Below are 17,682 nucleotides of genomic sequence, written 5' to 3' on the forward strand. Positions count from 1 at the left end.
ACCCGCGAACCGTACTACGCGCGCCGCCGAGCTCAGAACCGTGCGGCGTGGTCCGGGAACTCAGGTGGGGCAGCCCCGCTGGGTCGGACCCTGCAGCGGCGCCCGATCGACGTACTCCGCGACGACCTCGGCGGCGCACGCACTGCGTCCCAGGACCGAATACCCCAGGCCGTCCCAGGTGACGGTCACCGGTTCGGCCTCGGCGTTCATGAACAGCGGCACCAGAGCATTGGCTCCCTCGCCACCGTTGATCGGGTCGCGCGTCCCGTTGAGGATCAACGGGTCGGCGGGCAGCGACGTGGGTGGCCGGACCGGATTGCCCGACGCCCAGCCGTTGCACCGGACGAGTGACAGCGCACTGTTCGCGCCGGTGAGGGGGTTCTGTTTGGACCACGCGTCCACCAGACCCGGCACCTCGTTCTGTCCGACCGGGCCGGTCACGTCGTTGCAGCGGGAGACCAGGGCGCCGTCGGGGAGCCGCAGGGTCGCGGCGCGATCGGCGAGGCGGGCCAGCGCCGCGGGCTGACCGCGGTCGGCCGCTGCGATGGCATCTGCGAGGTCGAGCAACGATTGGGGGCGGTCCGGCGCCAGGGCCAGGGTCGTGGTGATCGCATCGATCGCGGCCGTGTCGGAGAGCGACTCGAGGTCGCCCGCCCGTGCCTTGCCCAGCATGCGGGTCATCGTCGCGACCCCGTTGGATCCGAGCGCGCAGCCCGGTAACGCCGAGCACCGCTGTGCGAAGCCCTGGAGCGCCACCTGGACGCCCCGCGCCTGGGACTGTGCGCGATCCCGTGCGTTCGCGCCGAACGGGGTCGGGGTGTCGAGGATGATCCGCCCGGCGCGTCCGCCGTACAGGGACGCGTAGGTGAGCACGACGTCGGAACCCTCACCGGTGCCGATGAGCCCGAGATGTTCGACGCCCCAGCGCTGCCGCAGGGACTCGAGGTCCGCGGCGGCGTTCGCGGCCCCGAAACTCAGTTGGTAGGGGGTGAGCGTCTCCGTGCACCCGTCCGAGGCCGATGACGCGGCCGTGGACAGGCGCGAGATCCGCGCGTCCGTCGTCGTGGCGCGGTCGACGAGGCCGTTGTTGGCGATCGTCGTGCGTTCCAGTCGGGTCATGCAGTCGATGTCGCTGCTGAGAGGGATGCCGCGGTGGTCGACCGCGACCACGGGGTGCGAGGAGAGGAACGCCCGGCCCGGGCCGGCGGTCATCACCATCAGCGTCCGCGACGACGGCAGATCGGAACCGGAGGTGAGGACGAGCGGCGCGGCGTCGGGTGGGGTGTCCGCGATCCGGGCGCGCGTCACCGCGATCGACACGACCTCGCCGTCGGGTTGGTCGCGGTCGATGGGCGAGTCGTATTCGGCACATTCGATCGTCACGCCCTCCGGACGTGGCACCCCGTATCGTTCGCTCGTCTCGGCGGCGCACTCGCTCCACTCGAGATCGGTCTTCGGCACCGCGAGCGCGGGGGCGGGGGGAGCGGTCGACGACGACGGTGCCGGTCCCTCCTGACCGCCGCCGCCCGGGATCAGGTCGGGACCACGGTCGGGACCGACGGCACAAGAGGACAGGACGATCGCCGCGATCACGCCGGCGACCACACCCGCGAGAGCCCTCGGGCGGGAGTTCGGTGCTGCGCCGACGGCCGGGGTGTGCGCTCTTGGCATGTCCGCGAGCGTAGTCAACGAATCCGCGAGGACGCTCGAGCCGGGTGTCGGTTGAGTCCCGGACCGGGAGCGGACAGCTCACCGGGTGGACGGGCGGCCGTCGCGGACCCAGCGGGTGAACACGAACCCGTCGTCATCGGTCATGATCGACGCCGGGTGCAGTGCGCGCAGGACCGCCGCCCCCTCGTCGGTGACCGCGATACGGCCGGCGATCCCGCCGACGAGGTGCGGGCTCGTGGTCAGACACAGCTCGTCCACGGCATCGGCCGCCACGAGCGAACCGAGCAGACTCGGACCGCCCTCGCAGAGCACCCGGGACCATCCGCGAACACCGCAGTGCTCCAGGATGGCCGCGGTCGACACGGCGTCGTCGCCGCAGTCCACCAGCGTCGCGCCGGCATCGAGCAGAGCCCGCCGGCGATCGGCGGGCGCGTTCGAACAGGTGAGGACGACGGTGTTCTCGTGGGACACGGGCTCGAAGTCGGGCGGTATCGACAGCGACCGGGACACAAGCGCGAGTGCCGGGGCGGGCGCCTGCCCCAGCGATCGCCGGACTGCGGCGAGGGCGTCGTCGGGCTCGGGTTGCCCATATCCCTCGGTGGTCGCCGTGCCCGCACCGACGAGGACGACGTCGGCGAGCCCTCGCAGCACGCGGAACACGGCTTTGTCGCCGGGACCGCCGAGACCGCCGGACTTGCCGTCGACGGTGACCGCACCGTCGATCGACGACACCATGTTCGCCCGCACGAACGGCGCGCCGTCGTCCGGATCCGTGGACGATCGAGGTGGGTACGAGTAGAGCTCGGCCAGCCGGACCAGCTCGTCCTCGGATGTGACCTGGGTCGCTTTCTGCAGGTGGAACATGCGTTCATCATTCCGCGCCTGGCTACTCTCCACACATGGTGGCCCGACTCTGCGATCGCAACCCTGCGACCTCGCCCGACGCACTCATCGACGAGATGGTGCCCCCGTCGACCTTCGACGACGTGAGCTTCGACTCCTACATCCCCGACCCCAACGAGCCGTCGCAGGCCGAGGCGGTGGCCAAGGCGCGCGACTTTGTGGCGCGGGCGTCGAAGGCGCGCTCGGGCAAGAAGGGCCTGTTCTCCCGGAAGGCGCCGGCCCAAGGGGTCGGTCTGTACCTCGACGGCGGCTTCGGCGTCGGCAAGACCCACCTGCTGGCGTCGATCTACCACTCGATGCCCGCACCGAAGTCGTTCGCCACGTTCGTCGAGGTCACACACGTGGTCGGCGCGCTGGGCTTCGTGAACGCCGTCGAGCGGCTCTCGCAGCACACGGTGCTGTGTATCGACGAGTTCGAGCTCGACGACCCGGGCGACACGATGCTCGTCTCCCGGCTGCTGACCGAACTCACCGCCAAGGGCGTGTCGATCGTCGCCACCTCCAACACGCTCCCCGGCCAGCTGGGGGAGGGCCGGTTCGCCGCCCAGGACTTCCTACGGGAGATCCGCAAGCTGTCCTCGGTGTTCGAGACGATCCGCGTCGACGGTCCCGATTATCGTCACCGCGATCTGCCGCCGGCGCCGGAGCCGCGCAGCGAGTCCGAACTGACCGAGATCGCCGAGTCCACCGACGGCGCGACCCTCGACGACTTCGACGCACTGTGCGACCACCTCAGCACCCTGCACCCGTCGAAGTACAAGGACCTCGTCGACGGCGTCTCCCTGGTCTGCATCTCTGGGGTGCACCCGGCCGAGGACCAGTCGGTCGCCCTGCGCCTGGTGGTGCTCGCCGACCGTCTTTACGACGCCCACATCCCGGTGACCGTCTCGGGCGCGAAGCTCGACGAGATCTTCACCGAGGAGATGCTCGCCGGCGGTTACCGCAAGAAGTACCTACGCGCCACGTCGCGCCTGCTGGCTCTCTCGCGGTTCGCGGAGTCGGCGGCCTGACTTCGGGGTAGAGGCCGTCGTCGGCGGCCCTCACACTGTGGAGTTGTCAATGTACGTGGAGCAGCCCGGGTTTCGGGCCCCCCGCGACAACGTGCCACCAGCAGGCGGCCGAGGTTGTCGAGGTCCGGTGACTCAGGCGGCGTCGTCGAGGCGCATGGTGCGTCGGTTGTAGGCGGGGAGCGGTCGGCGCGCGGGGTCGACTTCGACGGGTGGTATCAGCCACGGATGTCGGTCGTAACCCAGGACGACGTCCCAGCCATGGAGGTGAACCTGCGTGTGGCATCGCTGGCAGAGCAAGCAGCCGTTGTCCAGGCTGGTCGTTCCGCCGTCCGCCCAGTGTTCGAGATGGTGGACCTGGGTATGTGACGGTGGCGCACCACATTTGATGCAGCAGGCGTCCCGGACGACCACGGCCTTGCGCAATTCCGGTGGGAAGACCCGCTTTTCGCGACCCATGTCGAGGGGCACGGTGGCCGAGTCGACCACGATCTCGGTCAGGGTGCCGTCGCACGTGAGAGCGCGGGCGGTGGTGTCGGTGATGGTGCCCGTCCATGGCAGGGTGCCGAGGTCGGTGGCGTCGGCGGGGATGGTCAGGATCAGTTGTGTGCGTGGGGCTCCCGCGGTCTGGACGGTGGCGCCCAGGCATGCCTGGTCGAGGATCAGTTCGAGCGCATCGGCGCGCCGTTCTGCGGGCGAGCGGCGATCGCCGGCGCCGTCGGGTTCGGGTCGCGGGACGGAGCGCTCGTCGATCATGGCGATGAACTTCTCGCCGATGACGTTGGTCAAGTCGGCGGCGATCTCGACCCGGCCATCGTCGGTGACGTTGTGGACGACGGCATTGAGTGTCCGATCCTCGGCGGCCGGGACTCCGCCGTTGGTCTCGGCAACCGTGTTGCCGAGGGCTCGAGCACGTCGCAGCACCTCTGCGGGCGTGGCCCCGGACAGTGCCTGGGTGATCAACTCGGTCTCGAAGGCGGCTCGGTCGTCGTCGACAAGCGCAGTGGCCGAGCGCTTCTCGATGTGATCCAGGCCGCGGGCGACGGCGTCGACGATCTCGGCGGAAAGACGGCCGTCGGCGGCGTGGCCGGCAACCTTGGGTAGATCTTCTAGTCTGTCAACGATCCGCACGATTCGCGAGGCCACAGCGGGCGCGAAGCCCATCTCGATCAGCAGTCTCCGTAGCGTCGAGTGGTTTCGCTCAGCGACTCGTAGGCGACCCAGTTTTGCTGAGCGCATGGCGATCCGGTGATCGATCACGTTCCGCATAAGCCGCAGCGTCTCCAGCTCGATGAAAGCTGCACGCCCGGCGGGATCATCAGCTGGTGACTCGGCGTCGACCAGTTGATCGAGAAGCAGTGTGAGATCGGTCATGCCTCCAAGGTACTCGACATCCTGGCGAGCGCCAGGGGTTTTGCACATGAATACTGTTGCACTGCAATCACTCTGAGAATGTGGATCGAGGCGTGATTACCACGAGAACGCACCTTCAGTCACAGGAGTATCCGGTTGTCCCGTGATGTGGCGCGAACTTAAGTTGGTTCGACTCAAGAAAACGCCAGGGATTCGACCACGACGGCGGAACGCCGCGATTACGGAGTCGAGCGGATCAACCGCAGACGACTGGTCATACGAAATGCATCGGGACGGGAGGCCGTTGCGGCGGCGCAGAAGTCGGGCAAGGAGTGGGGCGAGGTGAACGTGACGGCGATGTCCTCGTCGACCAGGATGTCCACAAGGTTGATGAACCGCTGCTGCGCCTCCTCGTCGGCGACATCGAATGTCGGTACGTCGGTGATCGTCCATCGGGGATACATTCGCGCCCACGTCAGATACTCGATGGTTGACACCGGCGCGTCACACAAGTGCGCAAACGAGGCCTGCAGACACCCGTCACGCTCGGAGTGGACCTCGAAACGTCGCCCACGAACAGTGAGCCCGACTGTCTGGGTGGTCTCGGACACGCGACCTGACGGCGGCACTGTGATCCAAGTTCCCGCGGCGAAGCCGACGGAGTCCCCGCGGGGAGATGTGCGGTAGTCGGTCTGCCCGTTCAGGTGATGGACGTCGAAATGATTCTTGATCAGCGTGATGCCGGGCTCGAAGAGGTGATGCCAGATGGGGTTCGGCAGAAGGTCATCCGGGGCGTAGTTCGACGTCGCGAGGACGGTGATCCGGCGGGCGAGCACGTACTCCAGCAATCGGATGAGGAGACGTGCGTCCCCGGAGTCGTGCACGTGAAGCTCGTCGAAGTACAACAGCTCGCTGTTGCCGAGGACATCGTCCATGCCCAGGCGTAGCGAGTGCGGGTCGTGCCGGTGCTCGTGTACTCGGCGCTGGAGTTCCTCGAAAAAGCTGTGGAAATGGATCCGCGTCTTCCTCGGTACGGGGCTCACGTTGTAGAAGGCATCGGCCAGCCACGTCTTGCCCCGACCGGCCGAACCGTGGACATAGAGCCCGCGCGGGCCCGACGAGCGTCGTGTCCGCCGGCGTCCCTCCGGAACGAGGACGGCGAGCCGATCGACGAGTAGCCGTTGCTGAGGGTCCAGCACGATCCCGGCGTCGGCGGCCGCCGCCGAGATCGCGGTGACTACTGCATGACGCTCTGCGGACACTCTCGAATGGTCACACGGAAAGCGTGGTGTCTTGACAGCGCGTGGCCGAAGTCACCAGTCCAGGTGCGACGTCCGATCGAACCGAAGGCTCACAGCCGCTGCGTGAACACGTAGTCGTGCTCGATGCTGTCACCGAGGGTGAAGGTCTTCGCGCCGGCGCGTTCGAAACCCATCTTCGTGTAGAACCGCTGGGCCCGGACGTTGAGCTGGTTCACGCCCAACCACACCAGAGCGCTGCCGTGCGACCGTGCGCGATCGAGCGCGGCACCCATGAGCAGGTGCGACGGAGTCGCGCCCTGCCGCGAATGATGGTCGCGCAGCACATACATCTTCGAGATCTCGCTCACCGGACGCTCGGTCACGACCGCACACACGTCGGGGTGCCTTGGGTCGCCATGCAGCACCAGCGCGTAGCCGAGGATCGGTCCGCCGACACCGTCGCGCGCGACCAGGACATCGGCAGTCGGATCGGCGATATGATCACGAAAGCTGTTCTCCCGCAGGTTGTCGGCGACGAAGTTCTCGATGTCGGCCGGTGCAGCGTGCGGCGGGCACGCGAGCGGGAACGTGACGGCGGCGACCTCGGCTACTCCCGCCGCCGCTGCGGGGTCGGTCACGACCTCCACGGTGACATCGGCGAGGTCGGCGGCACCGGGGTCGGTCACGACAGCGGACGAGCCGGATCGGCGGTCCAGGCGTTCATCGATCCGTCGTAGACCGCGACGTCGTCGCGTCCGAGGCTGTGCAGCGCGAAAGCCGCTGCGGTGGCGGCGATCCCGCCGCCACAGTAGGTGACCGGGCGTACCGACGGATCGAGGGCGCCGACGTCTGCGAACAGTGCGCGCAGCTCCTCGAGCGGCCGGAGTCGCCCCGCGTCGTCGACCAGTTCGGCGAACGGCACGTTGACACTGCCGGGAATGTGGCCGCCCGCGAACGACTCCCGGTCGAGCGCGTTGACCAGCAGGACGGACGAATCGCCGGTGGCGGCCGCGACCTCGTCGGTGGAGACGATCCGCTGGGGCCGGCGGCGCGGAGTGAACGAAGCCGGGGTGGTCGTGACCTCGCCGGTCTCGACCGGGAGGCCGGCCGCGGTCCAGGCGGCGTATCCGCCGTCGAGGACGAGTACGTCGTCGAAGCCCTCGAGTCCGAACTGCCACCACAGTCGCGTGGCCCAGATGCCGTTGGCGGTGTCGTACACGACGACGGTGGAGTCGTCGCCGATGCCGAGGCGGCCGACCGCATCGGCGAAACGCGCGGAGTCTGCTGCGGCGAACGGTGCCTCGCCGTCGGGGTCGCTGAGGTCGGTGATCTGATCGGCGAACACCGCGCCGGGCAGGTGCCCGGCCAGATAGGTCTCCCGACCGGAGGCGACGTGTGCGCCGTCGGCATCGAAGGTCAGATGGACGGTGGCGTCGACGATGCGGAGGTTCTCCTCGCCGAGTCGGGCGGCGAGATCGGTGGCGGAGATGAGAGGCGTCATGACAGCCACGGTAGTCCCGTCAGTCGCCGAGGGGTTCGGCGACGAAATCGTCGAGGTCGACACTGCGCGTCCGCGCCCAGTAGTCGACGATCCGCCACGGCAGGACGGCGACGACGCGTCCGTCGGGGTTGCGATACCAATTGGTCATCGCCGGATGCGTCCACACCATCTGCGCGTGGGCGCGGTCGACGGCGTCGTTGTACTCCTCGGTGACGTCCCGCCGGACTTCCAGTGCGCCCAGCCGGTTCTCGATCATCGCGCGCAGGGCGTCGCAGACATAGCGCACCTGGTACTCGAGGATGCTGATGAAGCTGCCGCCGTGTCCCAGTGCGGTGTTCGGTCCGGTGAGGATGAACAGGTTGGGGAAGTCGGGCGCCGTGATCCCGAGGTAGGCGTACGCGTCGTGATCACCCCACGCCTCGACGGTGTTCTGCCCGCTGCGTCCGACGATGTCCATGGGGTAGAGGTAGCGGTCGCTGTGGAATCCGGTCGCGAACACGATGATGTCGAAGTCGTTGGCGGTGCCGGTGCCGTCGACGAGTCCATCGGAGGTGACCCGTTCGACGCCGTGCGGTACCAGCTCGACGTTCGGCCTGCGCAGCATGCGAAACCAGCCGTTGTCCAACAGCATCCGCTTCCCGAAGGGCGGATAGTCGGGCGTCGACAGGTCGATGAGGTCGTCGCGGTCACCCAGTTCGCTGCGCAGGTAGCGCAGGTAGAACTCGCGGTGACCGTGATTGACGGCGTTGATCGACGCGGTCGGCTCGGGCCAGTCCGGGTCGATGCGCAGGGTCGAGTGGACCTTGTCGTTGAAGATCCACGACAGCCGTGCGCGGTACCACTCCCGGTACCCGGGGAGGTTGTCCATCAGCCAGTGCACGTCGTCGCCGACCGGCGCGAAGTAGTCATCGTTCGGCGCGATCCACTGCGGCGAGCGCTGGAAGATCGTCAGCGATCCGACCCGATCGGCGATGGCCGGCCCGATCTGCATCGCGCTGGCACCGGACCCGACGATGGCGACCCGTTTGCCGGTGAGCGCGCCGGGCCCGTCGAGTTCGTCGAGCCACTGCGCGGAATGGAAGATCGGACCGGTGAAGTCGTCCATCCCCGGAAGCTCGGGAAGCTTGGGGCGGTTGAGGAGACCGACTGCGCTGATGAGGATCCGGGCGGTCAGGGTGTCCGGGTGGCCCTCGCGGTCACGGACGTGGACCGTCCAGCGCTGGGTCTCGGCGTCGTAGGCAGCCGAGAGGACCTCGGTGCCGAAGCGGACGCGGTCGCGCACCGCGTGCCGGTCGGCGAAGGCCTGCAGGTAGCCCTGCACCTCGTCGCGCTTGCCGAAGTGCGTGGACCACGGGTGGTCGAAGGACGAGATCGAGTACAGGTAGCTCGGCGTGTCCACGCCGGCGCCGGGGTAGCGGTTCTCGTACCACGAGCCGCCGACCTCGTCGTTCTTCTCCAGCACGGTGTGCTCGACGCCGGCTTCGGCGAGTTGCGTGGAGATCAGCATGCCGGCCACACCGGCGCCGATGACCAATGCGTCCATCGACGTGGCGAGATCGTCGGGCAACGCCGGCAGATGTGTGTCCCGGAGGTCGCCGCGGACGATCTCGGTCATCATCGGCGCGAATTCCGGGGCCACCTGCTCGCCCGCGGTGAACGACATCAACGATGCGACGAGTGCCTCGTCGGCCGGCTTCCGCGCGGGCCGGCCGTGGTCGTACCAGTCCTCGAGGGCGTCGACGACCGCCGCGCGGATCTCCTGCTGGACGTCCTCTCCGAGCCCGCCCGAGGAGTTGTCGTCCATGCCTCGGCTCCGCGTCGGGCGGTATCGATCGGCCATCCACCGGTGGTCACCCGTCATCTCCACGAGGACCGCGAGCAGGGTCGGGATGTTGCCCGCCGCCACGAATGCCCGGATCTCCGCTGTGGTCGGGCGCGTCTCCGGACGCAGCGAAACAGATGTCATAATTCAAACTAACCACTGTTAGTAGTGCGACGTCAACACCGCCTTCAGCTCCGTCTGACGGCTCTTGACGACCAAAGCCGGCTGTGTCACTGTGTCCTCAGTCATACTAACAACGGTTAGTGAGCACGGAGGATTGACATGGATCTCAGCGAGGCAATGCGCACGACGGGCACCTGCCGCTACTTCAGCGACCGTCCGGTGGAGGACGAGGTGCTGTTCCGGGCGTTCGACGACGCGCGATTCGGCCCGCAGGGCGGCAACCGCCAACCCGTCCGTTGGGTTGTCGTCCGCGACGAGGTGACCAAGAAGGCTCTCGCCGACCTCTACCTGCCGTTCTGGGAGGGCTACTACGCCGCAGTCGTCGAGGGGTCGAAGAAGGTCGGCGCCATCCCCAAGACCGTGGAGAGCGCCAACTATTTCGCGCACCACCTCGCCGAGGTGCCCGCCCTGATCGTGGTGTGCGCCGAGATGGACGGACTGCACCCGACCGACCATGAGCTCGGGAGGCTGAGCGTCGTCGGCGGTGCGTCGATCTACCCGAGCGTCCAGAACCTCACCCTTGCGCTTCGGCAGCAAGGCGTGGCCACTGCGCTGACGACCCTGCTGTGCGCTGCCGAGAACCAGGTGAAGGACCTCCTCGGCATCCCCGAGGGTTATCTCACCGCCGCCCACATCGCCGTCGGTTATCCGCGTGACGACTTCCCGCGCAAGCTGTCCCGGACTCCGGTCGAGGAGATCGCCTTCCTCGACCGCTTCGACAACCGGATGTTCGCGTGAGCGCCCCCGCCGTGAACCCCTCGACGCGCACTCTCTCTCCCGCACAGACCTCGATGCTGGGCCGGGCCACGATCGGTGACCAGCTGCGTCGCCTGGCCCGGTCCCAGGGGTCGACCCCGGCGATCGTGGCCTACGACGCGGAAGGCTGCCGGACGTCGACGTCGTACGCGGAGCTGAACACGATGGCCAACCGGGTCGCCCATGTGCTGCTCGACCTCGGCGTCGGGCGCGGGGATCGCGTTGCGGTGATGAGTCGTAACCGGGTCGAGACGGTCGCCACCTACTACGGCGCCCTCAAGGTCGGTGCCGCGTATTCCGGCGTCAGTCCCATGTTCCGGGAGGGCGAGGTCGCCCAGCAGCTCCGGCACCTGGAACCGGCGGTGCTCGTCGTCGAGCAGCCGCTGTCCGCGTTGGCCGGCCCCATCGCGGACGGTCTGGGTATCTCGGTTCTCGTCGTCGGCGACGACGAGGCGAACTCGTGGAACTCGTTCGACGAGTCCGTCGCGGCGGCTAACGATTCCGAACCCGACTGCGAGGTCGACGAACACGACCTCGCGATGATCGTCTACACCAGCGGCACCGAGTCGACGCCGAAGGGCGTCGAGATCGCCCATCGGAACTACCTCATCTCCACCTCGCCGGCGTACACGTGGGGCTGCGCTGCCGCAACGACGACGTGTGGCTCTACGTGATGCCGTTCCACACGATCGCCGGGATCGGCTCGCTGACCTCGTTGACGTTGCTGGGCGCCACCCTGGTGCTGCCGGCCTCGGTCGACCCGGCGACGGCGTTGCGGATGATCCGCGACGAGAAGATCTCGGTGCTGGCCCAGACGCCGACCTTCTTCATCGCGCTCGCCAACCACCCGGACTTCGGAGCCGACACCGTCGGTTCGGTGCGCCGCTGCCTGACCTACGGCGGTCAGGTGTCACCGCACGCGGTCGACGCGTGGGCCGCGGCCACCCCGGAGTCCGTGTGGGGCACCTATTGGGGACAGTCCGAGCTCACCCAGCTCGGCTCGGTGGGCTGGTTCCGGCGGCTCGAAGACGTACCGGACCAGGACCCGACCTGGATCGGCAAGCCGGTCGGTCACCTGGAGGTCCGGGTCGTCGACGCCGACGGCAACGACGCCGACGAGGGCGAGCTGCTCTGTCGCACACCGTCGGTCATGCTCGGCTACTTCAAGGACCCGGAGCGCACCGCGCAGGTCTTCGAGGGCGGCTGGGTGCACACCGGCGACATCGTCCGCATCGACGCGGAGGGCAACCTGTTCTTCCGGGATCGGCGCAAGGACATGATCAAGACCGGCGGATTCAACGTCGCGTCGCAAGAGGTCGAGCGTGTCCTGCAGGCGCACCCCGACGTGGAGCGTGCCGCCGTCGTCGGGCTGCCCGACCCGTACTGGTCGGAGGCGGTCACCGGATTCGTGGTGCTCCGCGCCGGCGCGGAACACACCGGCGCCGACATCCGTGAGTACTGCCGGACCGACCTGGCATCGTACAAGGTGCCCAAGGAGGTCCACGTGGTCGACGCGTTGCCGACCGACGCCCAGGGCAAACTGCTCAAGCGCGAGTTGAGGAAGGCCTATGGAACCGGTCAGGGCTGAGATCGACGCCGACGCGGCAACCGACGAACACCGGACGGCGCCGGCGCGGCGGCCCCGCCGACGCCGCGACGAGATCGTCGAGGCCGCGGCCCGCTACTTCGCCGATCACGGCTACTCCAACGCCGGGATGCGTGACATCGCCCAGGCGGTCGGTATGCGAGGCGCGAGCCTGTACAACCATTTTCAGTCCAAGGAGGAGATCCTCTACGCCATCGCGCTGCGGATGACCGAGGACCCCCAACAGGATCTGCTGCTGCTCGATGCCGAGGGCGGTCCCGTCGAACGGCTCACGAACCTGATCGAGGCCCACGTCCGGCGTCTGGCGCGGCACCGGGTGGAACACCTTGTCGCTCTTCGCGAATTGTCGGCGCTGACACCCGAGCACCGACGGGTGGTCACCGACTATCGGAAGTACTACCAGCGTCGAACTCGCGATGTCATCGCCGCCGGCGCCCGACTGGGGCTGTTCGAGGTCCGCGACCCACACCAGTCGGCGATCGCGGTGCTGGACCTGATGAACGGGATCAGCTGGTGGCTCAACGACTCTCACGATGTCGACCAGTTGGTCCGCGATTACGTCGACTTCACGATCGGTGGCGTTCTCCACCATCGTCCGACGTCGTGAGCGGACCACTCGCCGGCGTGCGGGTGGTCGAGATGCCCGGACTCGGGCCGACCCCGCACGCCTGCATGCTGCTCGCCGATCTCGGCGCCGACGTCATCCGGATCCGGCGGCCCGGCCCCGATCTGCCCGGGCCCGACGGTATCCCGGATGCCGACGCCGGTCTGTACCGGTCGCGACGCACCGTCGACGCCGACGTCAAGGACCCCGACGACGTGGCCCGCATCCGAGAGCTGATCCGGCGCGCCGACATCGTCGTGGAGGGGTTCCGGCCGGGCGTTATGGAACGCCTCGGCCTGGGTCCCGAGATCTGCTCCGACGCACCGCAACTCATCTACGCGCGCATGACCGGGTGGGGTCAGGACGGGGATCGTGCCGCGAAAGCCGGACACGACATCAACTACCTGGCGGTCACCGGTGTGCTCGAGGCGATGGGTCCGGCCGGCGCGCCTCCGGTGCCGCCGCTCTCGCTCGTCGGCGACTTCGGCGGGGGATCGATGCTGCTCGTCGTCGGCGTGCTGGCCGCTCTGCACGACCGCTCGCGGACCGGCCGAGGCCAGGTCATCGACGCCGCCATGGTCGACGGTGCCGGACTACTCGGCGCGCTGCAGTGGTCGTGGAAGGCCGCCGGACGCTGGGGTTCTCGGGACCAGGGCAACCTGCTCGACGGCTCGGCGCCGTTCTACGCGACGTATCGGTGCGCCGACGACAAGTTCGTCGCCGTCGGCGCGCTCGAGGAGAAGTTCTGGCGGAACCTGATCGACACCCTCGGCATCGGCGACCTGCCCGACCGGTGGGACCGTGCCGCGTGGCCGGTGATCAGCGCGGCACTGCAAGCCCGCTTCGGGTCGCGTACGCGCGACGAGTGGGGGAGTGTGTTCGACGGTGTGGACGCCTGCGTGACACCAGTTCTCGACTTCGACGAGGCCGCCGCAGACCCGGTCGCGGTGCAACGCGGTTCTTTCGTGCGCGTCGACGGTGCGATCGCCCCCGCGCCGGCACCGCGGTTCTCCCGGACCGCGTTGCCTCCACCCTCCCGGCCGACGGCAACAACCCTGCGCGAGGTCTTCGCGGGGTGGCAGGCGGCGTCAGGAGCCGAACGACTCCGCTGACGGTGGTCGTCTGTGGACGGTCGGCTAGGTGTGATCGGCGAAACGTTCGGCGTCGCGGACCTGCCCGGAGACGATGATGGTGTCGTCCGCTGCGAGAACGGTGTCGGCCGTCGCATAGGTGAATCCCTCGCCCGGACGTTTGATCGCCACCACCGTCACACCGAACTTCGTCCGGATCGCGGTCTCGGCGAGGGGCCGGCCGACCACCGACGACGGCGGTGAGGTCTTCACCATGGCGAAGCCGTCGTCGAATTCGATGTAGTCGATCATGCGTCCCCGGACGAGGTGTGCGACTCGTTTGCCCATGTCGTGTTCGGGTCGGACGACGTGATGTACGCCGATCTGGGAGAGGATCTTCGCGTGCGAATGGCTGATCGCCTTGGCCCAGATGTTCGGTACCCCGAGGTTGATCAAGGCCGAGGCCGTGAGCAGGCTCGCCTCGAGGTCGGAACCGATTCCGACGACCGCCCGCTCGTATTCGTGAACCGACAACTGGCGCAACGATTCTTCGTCGGTGGTGTCCACCACCGCCGCGTGCGTCAGACGGTGGGCCAGCTTCTGGACGACGGGTTCGCTGGAATCGAGTCCGAGTACCTCGGTGCCCTGGTCCATCAGTTCGAGAGCGAGGGATTTGCCGAAGCGTCCGAGTCCGAGGACGACGACCACGTCGGAGGGTGCCTGCCTAGCCAATGAACGGCCTTTCTGTGGGGAGTTCGTAGCGACGGCCGCGCTGCCGCGCAGCGAGCGCACTGACGAGGGTGATGGGCCCGATCCGTCCGAGATACATGAGCGCGACCAGTATCAACTGCCCCCAGTCCGGCAACGCGGCGGTGATGCCGGTCGAGAGTCCGACGGTGGCGAAGGCGGAGGTCACCTCGAACAGGAGGACATTGAGATCGAACGTGGTGCCGGCCAGCAGCACCACGGTCGGTACCGCGACGAGAGCAACACCTATCGCCGACACCGTCAGCGCCTGCCGCTGCAGCCGCGGTTCGATGCGGCGATCGAACGCCGTCACCGATCTGTCGCCTCGGACCTCCGCGACGATGACGAACAGCAGCACCGCGAGAGTCGTCACCTTGATCCCGCCTGCGGTGCCCCCGCTGCCGCCGCCGATGAACATCAGAATGTCGGTGACGAGCAGGGTTGCATCGTCCATCTGCGCATAGTCGACGCTGTTAAAGCCCGCGGTGCGGGGCATCACACCTTGAAACGAGGCGATGAGGAGCTTCGACCCGAAGCCGTGGTGCTGCAGCGTGCCGAACCATTCGAGGGCGAGAACCGATCCGACCCCCGCCACCAGGAGAATCCCCGTCACCACGACGGTCAGGCGGGTGTGGAGGCTCCATCGCCGCGGCGCGGAACCGGTGCGGCCCTGCCGGAGTCGGCGGCCGATCTCGAAGAGGACCGGGAATCCGAGCCCACCGCAGATCACCGCGATCATCAACGGCACACAGATCCACGGGTCCTCGGCGAAGCCGATCATGTTGTCGCTGAAGAGCGCGAAACCCGCGTTGTTGAATGCCGAGATCGAGTGGAAGACGCCCAACCACAATGCCCGTAGGGGGGCCTCGTCGTATCCGAGGGCGAATCGGAGCGCCAGTATCGCGGCCGTGACCGCCTCGAACATCAGACTCACCCGCACCACTCCGACGATGACCGAGCGGACATCTCCGAGGCCGGAAGCTCTTGCCTCGGCGGCGGTGTTGAGTCTGGCCTTCAGGCCGATCCGGTTGGCGAGCAACAGGCCCACCAGCGACGCCATCGTCATGATGCCGAGTCCGCCGATCTGGATGAGCGCGAGGATCACCCCCTGCCCGAAACCCGACCAGTACACGGGAGTGTCGACGACGATCAGGCCGGTCAGACACGTGGCCGAGGTCGAGGTGAACAGGGCATCGACCAGGCCCGGGCCGGTTCCGCTCTGCGTGGCCACCGGCAGCATGAGCAGAACCGTTCCGACAGCGATCGCGGCCGCGAAGCCGAGCGCCACCACCCGCGCCGGTGTCAGTACAGCCCGCGCCGCCGCCCGCCGGATGGTGCGACGGCGATCAGTCGGATGCTCGGTCACGATCGCTCACAGTATCCCCACTCAGCTGGGGTTGCCGTCCGCCGCACCGGGCGTCGACTCATACGAAAAACCCCCGGAGTCACCGGGGGTTTCGTGGTGCGCGATACAAGGATTGAACTTGAATCATGGTGCATCTGCGGTGTGGCCCCTGACCAGCGGCTTAGTGCTCTGAGCTGCTGGTATTCGAGACAGTATCGCGTGAAGGGTGCGGAAGCAAGCGGAACCTTTGGTAGGTTCTTATTGCACGTATGTTGCACGAGGGGGTCACTATGGCACGACAGAAGGCGCGCACCCGACGGTCGTTCGGCCGGTTGCGCAAGCTCCCGAGCGGTCGGTACCAAGCCTCCTACAGCGGCCCAGACGGTCGTGTCTACGCGGCGCCGTCCACCTTCGCAGCGAAGATCGACGCCGAGGCGTGGCTGACGGACCGACGGCGCGAGATCGACCGCGAGCTGTGGTCACCGCCGCGGCCAGACGCGCCGGTCGCGAGGTCGACGACGTTCTCGGAGTATTCGGCCGAGTGGCTCGCACACCGTCTGGTGAATGGCCGGCCACTCAAGGCCCGCACCCGCGAGCACTACGAGGCGCTGCTAAGTCACCGCCTGCTCCCGACGTTCGGGGCGCTGCCGGTCGGATCGATCACTGCGGAGGACGTGAAGCGTTGGCACGCTGACGAAGGGACGGCGACGCCGTCGTACACCGCCCAGGCGTACAGCCTCCTGTCGACGATCATGGCCACGGCCGTCCGCGATTCACTGATCCCGACGAACCCCTGCATCATCACTGGCGCCGGATACTCCAAGCGGGTGAAGAAGATTCGGCCCGCATCCCTCGAGCAGCTCGCGGCCATTGTGGAGGCGATGCCGCAGCGGTTCAAGGTCATGGTGCTGCTGGCCGCGTGGTGCGCGTTGCGCTTCGGTGAGCTGACCGCACTGACTCGCGGCGACGTCGTGCTGGTCCGTGACGGTGACGGTGTGCTGATCGCCGGTGAGCTGGACGTGAGCAAGGGCGCGGTGCGGGTGTCGGGGGAACGGCGGAAGGACACCACGAAATCCGAAGCGGGGGAGCGAGCGGTGTCGATTCCGCCGCACCTGCTACCGACGATCGAAGCGCACCTGGCCGAGCATGTCGACTCCGGCGCCGGTGCGCTGCTGTTCCCGGCCGACCATGGCGGCTACCTCGCACCGAGCACGTTCTACCGGCACTACTACCCGGCGCGCTCCGCTGCCGGACGCGACGACCTCCGGTTCCATGACCTCCGGCATACCGGTGCGGTGCTCGCGGCCTCCACGGGCGCCACGCTGGCCGAGCTGATGAACCGACTAGGGCACTCAACACCGACGGCGGCGCTGCGCTATCAGCACGTGATCGACGGCCGAGACCGCGAGATTGCGGCCATGCTCTCGAGACTCGCCGACGGATAGTTTGTGTCGCACTAGGGAAGTGCGCGGAAGTGCCATGTAGGATCGCACTCGAAGAGACTCAGACCGGAGTACGCCGTAGGACGCCGAGGACGATCTGAGCGCGGAAGGCAGTAACCGCCGATCGGTTCTGTCACGAACGCCGGGTCCCCGACGTGGGGCGAAAAGGACACCTAACAAGCCGTCGTCGGCGGTTGTCTTGTGTCTGGAGTCTCTTCCCCGATGTCCTCTGTTCGTCGCCAGTGGGCGACCATCAAAAACACTGCCGACTATCTCGGCGTCACTGACCGCACAGTCCGGCAGATGATCGCTGACGGCCGGTTGCGCGGTTATCGCAACGGCAAATTCGTACGCTTGGACCTCAACGAGGTTGACGCTTCCATGCGTCCGTTTGGTGGTGCCGCTTGAGGCCCCCAAACGAAGAAGAGGCC

General features: G+C 67.6%; 15 protein-coding genes and 1 pseudogene. 7 read left to right on the plus strand and 9 right to left on the minus strand.

Annotated elements, in window-relative coordinates; translation table 11 throughout:
* Positions 1-60 precede the first annotated feature (60 nt).
* Together LEL84_RS01770 and LEL84_RS01775 are read right to left on the minus strand one after the other, a co-directional pair.
* Positions 61-1,671 (minus strand): alpha/beta hydrolase, encoded by a 1,611-nt coding sequence (locus LEL84_RS01770; protein WP_226513166.1) that lies wholly within the window; start codon positions 1,669-1,671, stop codon positions 61-63.
* A gap of 78 nt (positions 1,672-1,749) precedes the next feature.
* A complete protein-coding gene (locus LEL84_RS01775; RefSeq protein ID WP_226513167.1) occupies positions 1,750-2,535 on the minus strand; it encodes a pyrimidine reductase family protein in 786 nt (261 codons plus the stop codon).
* Positions 2,536-2,570: 35 nt separating this feature from the next.
* Between LEL84_RS01775 and zapE (LEL84_RS01780) the strand changes: the two genes are divergently transcribed.
* A complete protein-coding gene (gene zapE / locus LEL84_RS01780; RefSeq protein WP_058250238.1) occupies positions 2,571-3,584 on the plus strand; it encodes a cell division protein ZapE in 1,014 nt (337 codons plus the stop codon).
* Between the two features lie 132 nt (positions 3,585-3,716).
* Here the strand turns inward: zapE (LEL84_RS01780) and LEL84_RS01785 are convergent, their stop codons facing one another.
* The 5 genes from LEL84_RS01785 to LEL84_RS01805 all read right to left on the minus strand — a co-directional run bounded on the left by LEL84_RS01785 (position 3,717) and on the right by LEL84_RS01805 (position 9,642).
* Positions 3,717-4,955 (minus strand): HNH endonuclease, encoded by a 1,239-nt coding sequence (locus LEL84_RS01785; protein ID WP_211540518.1) that lies wholly within the window; start codon positions 4,953-4,955, stop codon positions 3,717-3,719.
* A 218-nt stretch (positions 4,956-5,173) separates the two neighbouring features.
* Complete coding sequence (gene zapE, locus LEL84_RS01790; RefSeq protein WP_226513168.1) at positions 5,174-6,196, minus strand: cell division protein ZapE; 1,023 nt, start codon at positions 6,194-6,196, stop codon at positions 5,174-5,176.
* A gap of 89 nt (positions 6,197-6,285) precedes the next feature.
* Positions 6,286-6,861 (minus strand): GNAT family N-acetyltransferase, encoded by a 576-nt coding sequence (locus LEL84_RS01795; protein ID WP_205334116.1) that lies wholly within the window; start codon positions 6,859-6,861, stop codon positions 6,286-6,288.
* The gene (locus tag LEL84_RS01800) at positions 6,858-7,676 is read right to left on the minus strand and encodes a sulfurtransferase (protein WP_226513169.1); all 819 of its coding nucleotides are present in this window, start codon (positions 7,674-7,676) and stop codon (positions 6,858-6,860) included. The genes LEL84_RS01795 and LEL84_RS01800 overlap by 4 nt, the downstream gene beginning before the upstream one ends.
* A gap of 19 nt (positions 7,677-7,695) precedes the next feature.
* Positions 7,696-9,642 (minus strand): flavin-containing monooxygenase, encoded by a 1,947-nt coding sequence (locus tag LEL84_RS01805; protein WP_226513170.1) that lies wholly within the window; start codon positions 9,640-9,642, stop codon positions 7,696-7,698.
* Positions 9,643-9,780: 138 nt separating this feature from the next.
* Here LEL84_RS01805 and LEL84_RS01810 point away from each other — a divergent pair, with 138 nt between their 5' ends.
* The 4 genes and pseudogenes from LEL84_RS01810 to LEL84_RS01825 all read left to right on the plus strand — a co-directional run bounded on the left by LEL84_RS01810 (position 9,781) and on the right by LEL84_RS01825 (position 13,759).
* A complete protein-coding gene (locus LEL84_RS01810) occupies positions 9,781-10,419 on the plus strand; it encodes a nitroreductase family protein (protein WP_226513171.1) in 639 nt (212 codons plus the stop codon).
* Positions 10,416-12,025: pseudogene (locus tag LEL84_RS01815) on the plus strand (class I adenylate-forming enzyme family protein). Before LEL84_RS01810 ends, LEL84_RS01815 begins: the two are co-directional and overlap by 4 nt.
* Positions 12,006-12,650 (plus strand): TetR/AcrR family transcriptional regulator, encoded by a 645-nt coding sequence (locus tag LEL84_RS01820; protein ID WP_226513172.1) that lies wholly within the window; start codon positions 12,006-12,008, stop codon positions 12,648-12,650. Before LEL84_RS01815 ends, LEL84_RS01820 begins: the two are co-directional and overlap by 20 nt.
* Positions 12,647-13,759 carry a CaiB/BaiF CoA transferase family protein gene (locus LEL84_RS01825; protein WP_226513173.1) on the plus strand — a complete coding sequence of 371 codons (1,113 nt, stop codon included), beginning with the start codon at positions 12,647-12,649 and terminating at the stop codon, positions 13,757-13,759. Before LEL84_RS01820 ends, LEL84_RS01825 begins: the two co-directional genes overlap by 4 nt.
* A gap of 24 nt (positions 13,760-13,783) precedes the next feature.
* On the opposite strand, the gene LEL84_RS01830 is transcribed toward LEL84_RS01825, so the two are convergent.
* Positions 13,784-14,449, minus strand: a complete 666-nt coding sequence (locus tag LEL84_RS01830; RefSeq protein WP_226513174.1) for a potassium channel family protein — start codon at positions 14,447-14,449, stop codon at positions 13,784-13,786.
* Positions 14,442-15,704 carry a TrkH family potassium uptake protein gene (locus LEL84_RS01835; protein ID WP_226514222.1) on the minus strand — a complete coding sequence of 421 codons (1,263 nt, stop codon included), beginning with the start codon at positions 15,702-15,704 and terminating at the stop codon, positions 14,442-14,444. Before LEL84_RS01835 ends, LEL84_RS01830 begins: the two co-directional genes overlap by 8 nt.
* A 395-nt stretch (positions 15,705-16,099) precedes the next feature.
* Here LEL84_RS01835 and LEL84_RS01840 point away from each other — a divergent pair, with 395 nt between their 5' ends.
* Both LEL84_RS01840 and LEL84_RS01845 read left to right on the plus strand, forming a co-directional pair.
* Positions 16,100-17,254 (plus strand): tyrosine-type recombinase/integrase, encoded by a 1,155-nt coding sequence (locus LEL84_RS01840; RefSeq protein WP_226513175.1) that lies wholly within the window; start codon positions 16,100-16,102, stop codon positions 17,252-17,254.
* 219 nt (positions 17,255-17,473) lie between these two features.
* Complete coding sequence (locus LEL84_RS01845) at positions 17,474-17,659, plus strand: excisionase family DNA-binding protein (RefSeq protein WP_226513176.1); 186 nt, start codon at positions 17,474-17,476, stop codon at positions 17,657-17,659.
* Positions 17,660-17,682: the final 23 nt, after the last annotated feature.

It is taken from the genome of Gordonia sp. WA4-43, from assembly GCF_020520305.1.
GTDB classification, from domain to species: domain Bacteria; phylum Actinomycetota; class Actinomycetes; order Mycobacteriales; family Mycobacteriaceae; genus Gordonia; species Gordonia hongkongensis.